The organism is Psychrobacter sp. SHUES1 (assembly GCF_001652315.1).
Taxonomy (GTDB): domain Bacteria; phylum Pseudomonadota; class Gammaproteobacteria; order Pseudomonadales; family Moraxellaceae; genus Psychrobacter; species Psychrobacter faecalis.
Map to the genome: position 1 here is coordinate 1 of NZ_LXWA01000114.1, position 1,938 is coordinate 1,938.

The window sequence follows — 1,938 nt, forward strand, 5'->3', positions numbered from 1 at the left end:
GAAAGACTTGTTGCTTCTCAAAAAAGCTTGATAATCACTTTAAAGTATTCGATCTGGTGTTCTTTTATGTCAATTATGCCTACGTCTGATGCCAGCATACTTTTTGACACACCACCAAATTTTTATGTTGTCTGCGATGGTTGCCGCTAGATTTTTGTAAACATACCCTAGTTTGACTTCTATACTAGAACACAAACTGTCGGCTGTACGTCCAGTTTTTACGGGCTTTCTTATTATTTATTTTTCTCAATATCAACACCCGCACCAACAATCAGTTTTTATTCCGCCTAACTGCTGTCTTTTTAGGGTTCGTCATTATGATGAGGGTGTGCTGATTTTTAGCAGACCCTCAAAAATTTAAATCATCGAGCGACTCAATGCCAATGACTTTACCTGCTATCAATCCCCTAACAAATCCTTTTGTCAGCTGCTCGTTCTCTGCTTTGGTTATTTTCTTTCTGTCGGTATCAATCGTAACCGCGTCTAACCAGTCAGTGTTAACAGTAGGGTCTTGATGATAAATTACTTGTCTTGCTTGCTCTGATTTATACAAAGTTATTTTTCCTTTAAATCGTGATTATTGCGCTGTAAAGGCATTGAACTCTTAGTCGTTTCCCAAGTGTTTTAGTGGTCTGTAGACTTCTCTGATTGTATTTTAACATCATTTGCGTATTGCTATCTTGGTTTGAATATCAGGTTCTAAGTTCTCCGAAAATCACTAAAAACAAGTATCGTTATACGATAGAAAATACTATCACTATTAAGAATAGGTTGTTAAGAGCTGATCATAATGTCATAAGCCAGTAACACGACGCACTAAAGCTGCTCGTTCTAATTGCAGACTGTCTCGATTAGCTGTATTATATAGACTGTAATCTATATATTGGTTTTTATATGTGGACTGTCATCACAACAGAGCTGTTCAACCAATGGTTTGATCAGCAAGACGAATCAACGCAAGAAAAAGTACTGGCAGCTTTGGTGGTTTTAGAACAGCAAGGTCCAAGCTTGGGTCACCCTTTAGTAGATACGGTGTATGATTCAAAGTTTACCAACATGAAAGAGTTGCGTATTCAGCACAGAGGCAAGCCACTCAGAGCCTTTTTTGCCTTTGACCCAAAGCGGCAAGCGATTGTGCTTTGTATTGGTGATAAGGGTAATAAAAAGCGTTTTTATAAAGAAATGCTAGCCACTGCAGACCAGCAGTATGAGTGTCACCTCAGAACTTTAGGAGATCCATAACATGACTAAGACATTACAAGAGATGTTAGCTGAGCGCTCTTTAGACAGCCGAGCGCGTATTAAACAACTGGCAGAGCAACTGCTTTTAGAAAACCAACTGTCTCGTATCCGTGAAGAGTTAGAGATCTCTCAAAAAGAGCTGGCTCAAACCATGGGTATTAAACAGCCTTCATTGTCTGCTATAGAAAATCGCGGCAATGATCTTAAAATATCGACCATGAAAAAATATGTTGAAGCTATGGGTGGTAAGCTTCGTATCGATGTTGAGCTGCCAACAGGGAAGCACATAGGCTTTAATGTGTAATCATAAATTCAAGTGATTCAAGCGCAAATAAGCCACCCTCTTATGGGTGGCTTATTTATTACTAAGAATAGGCTAATGTTATTAGGAAAGCATAGCAACCAGCCCCTTAATTCAAAAACTTGTTATAGATGGTTCCCTATTAACAGTCTGTTTTAAGTGGTCTGTTAATAGAGTTTTGGCACTTTTTAGTTGTTCTGCTGGGGCATACTCAAAACTCTTAAAAAATATGACTTCTCTTAAAATATCTCGGAGTTGAAACTTTAACTATTTGTACTCTGCACACGACAAAAAAATCATCCCCACCCGATTTTCATAGGTTTAGGGGTTAAAAAGCTAACTAACTGTCGAAATACAGTCTTATCATTGTTAAAGAACACCAAGTGAAGGCCCTC

The 1,938-nt window shown here is 38.3% G+C and carries 3 protein-coding genes; 2 read left to right on the forward strand and 1 reads right to left on the reverse strand.

Annotated elements, in window-relative coordinates; all coding sequences use genetic code 11:
- Window positions 1-349: 349 nt before the first annotated feature.
- On the reverse strand, window positions 350-553 hold the full coding sequence (locus A7325_RS12995; protein ID WP_068408809.1) for a hypothetical protein: 204 nt from the start codon (window positions 551-553) through the stop codon (window positions 350-352).
- A gap of 341 nt (window positions 554-894) precedes the next feature.
- Here A7325_RS12995 and A7325_RS13000 point away from each other — a divergent pair, with 341 nt between their 5' ends.
- A complete protein-coding gene (locus A7325_RS13000) occupies window positions 895-1,242 on the forward strand; it encodes a type II toxin-antitoxin system RelE/ParE family toxin (protein ID WP_068408811.1) in 348 nt (115 codons plus the stop codon).
- A gap of 1 nt (window position 1,243) precedes the next feature.
- Window positions 1,244-1,546 carry a helix-turn-helix domain-containing protein gene (locus A7325_RS13005; RefSeq protein WP_068408813.1) on the forward strand — a complete coding sequence of 101 codons (303 nt, stop codon included), beginning with the start codon at window positions 1,244-1,246 and terminating at the stop codon, window positions 1,544-1,546.
- Window positions 1,547-1,938 lie beyond the last annotated feature (392 nt).

Bases quoted from the DNA above. Each gene is read 5' to 3' on its own strand.
- A7325_RS13000 (WP_068408811.1), top strand. From the start codon at position 895: ATGTGGACTGTCATCACAACAGAGCTGTTCAACCAATGGTTTGATCAG.
- A7325_RS13005 (WP_068408813.1), top strand. From the start codon at position 1,244: ATGACTAAGACATTACAAGAGATGTTAGCTGAGCGCTCTTTAGACAGC.